The sequence below is a fragment of the Mycobacterium sp. VKM Ac-1816D genome (assembly GCF_000416385.1).
Taxonomy (GTDB): Bacteria; Actinomycetota; Actinomycetes; order Mycobacteriales; family Mycobacteriaceae; genus Mycobacterium; species Mycobacterium neoaurum_A.
This window is the reverse complement of record NZ_AOHQ01000071.1, coordinates 1-1,822: the sequence shown is the minus strand read 5'-3', so window position 1 is coordinate 1,822 and position 1,822 is coordinate 1. Positions and strand designations below refer to the sequence as shown.

The 1,822-nt window shown below is 65.0% G+C and carries 2 protein-coding genes; both read right to left on the bottom strand.

The genetic code is table 11. From position 1 onward, the window contains the following. Positions 1-1,450 (bottom strand): condensation domain-containing protein (locus tag G154_RS00085; RefSeq protein WP_036478496.1); only part of this gene is annotated, 1,450 nt, incomplete at its 3' end. Then, on the bottom strand, positions 1,416-1,822 hold a 407-nt coding region (locus tag G154_RS00080; protein WP_036478493.1), incomplete at its 5' end, for a phosphopantetheine-binding protein. The genes G154_RS00085 and G154_RS00080, both read right to left, overlap by 35 nt.

Here is a 1,822-nt window from a genome sequence, read left to right as displayed (position 1 = left end):
CCCGAGGCACCACCACCGGAACCCCACCATCACCCACCAACACCACACGCTCACCCACACTCAGCAGTGACATGTCGGCCAGTCGACGGGTCGGCTCCGCCACGATCTGTTCGAGCAGCAGACGGTACTGGGCGAGCCAGCGTGCGACCGTCGCCTCGTCGAACAGATCGGCATTGAACTCACATTCGAGCACGACGCGGTCGCCGTCATCGATGGCGGTGACACCGAACTCGAAGTTGTAGTACGCCTTCGGCATCTCAAGACCGGCGACAACGACATCACCGAAATCGAAGGTGCTGCTGAACTTGTCGTTGAAGAACAGGGACACCAGCGGCATCCGGCCCGGATCCCTGGGCAGCCTCAGCCGCTGCACCAGCGTGCCGAAGGTGAGGCGCTGATGCGCCTGGGCATCGAAGAATGCGCTGCGCACCGCGCGCAGGTGTTCGGCGAAGGTCAGCTCCTCATCGATGTGGCAGCGCAGCGGAATGGTGTTGACACCGTGCGCCACCAGGTGACGGTTCTCCTGGAGCGCCTGACTCGCCATTGGCACACCGATGATGAAGTCGTCGGCGGCGGTGAGGCGCCCGACGAGCACCTCGAAGGCCGCCAGCATCGCCACGAACTGGGTCGCCCCCTGCTGCGCCGCGGTCGCGCGGAAGTCGTTGAAGACCGCCTTGTCGATGCTCAGGACCTGCCTGCCGGCGCTGTAGGTCTTATACACCGGGCGTGCGTGATCGAGGGGCAGTTCGAAAGACGGGACTCCACTCGCATATTGCTCGGTCCAGAAGTCCAGTGCCGCATCGGTTTCGGCGAGGATATCGGCTCGCTGCTGGTCGGCCACGAAGTCACGGAAGGATGCGGCCGGGGCCAGCTCGGCCGCCAGCCCGACCCGGTCGGCCGCATAGATTCGGGCCAGGTCATCGAAGATCACGGTCGAGGACCATCCGTCGACGATCACGTGGTGCGCGGTGAACACGAATCGGTGGCGGTCGGGGGCCTCGTGGACGATTTCCGCGCGCCACAACGGTGCGGTGCCCAGATCGAACGGTGTGCGGGTCTCTCGATCGACGATGCCCGCGATCACCGTCTCACGCTCTCCGGGCCCGAGTCCGGAGAGGTCGGTCAGTACCGGTGCAACCGCCACCTCGGACAGGATGCGCTGCGATTCGTCGACCAGATCGATCGAGATGCGCAGGGCCTCATGCCGCTGTACGACTTCGGACAGCGCATACTGCAACGATTCCACCGACAGCGCACCGTGCAGCGTCAGCACGAAACACTGGTTGTACGAGCAGTTGGCCTCATCGCTCATGAGGGTCGCCGCACAGATCTCACGTTGCGGCTCGGTCAGTGCGAAGTCGTCGTCGTTCGCCGCGAACGGATCGAAATCGACGGATTCGAAGTGCGCCATCACGTCACCGCCGCCCGACCAGGGCACGGCTGCGCGCATGGGCTTCGCGTTGTCTGCGTGCGCGATCCATCGCCTCGCCGGTGCTGACGGTCCTGTGCTGCTCACCCGCGAGGTGGCGCGCCAGCGTACGCACGGTCGGGTACTGCAGCAGGGCGACGATCGGCAGATCGGCGCGCAGTTTGTCCGTCAGTTGCGCGTGCACCCTGATGCTGAGCAGCGAATCGCCGCCCAGTTCGAAGAAGTGGTCGTCGAGACCCACGCTGTCGACGCGCAGTACCGCCTTCCAGACGTCGGCGATCGTCTCTTCTGCCGGGTTACGCGGACCCGACGGAGGTTCGCCGTTGCTGCTGCGTTGGTGGGTGGGTGCGGGTAAGGCTTTGCGGTCGAGTTTGGCGCTGGTGGTCAACGGCA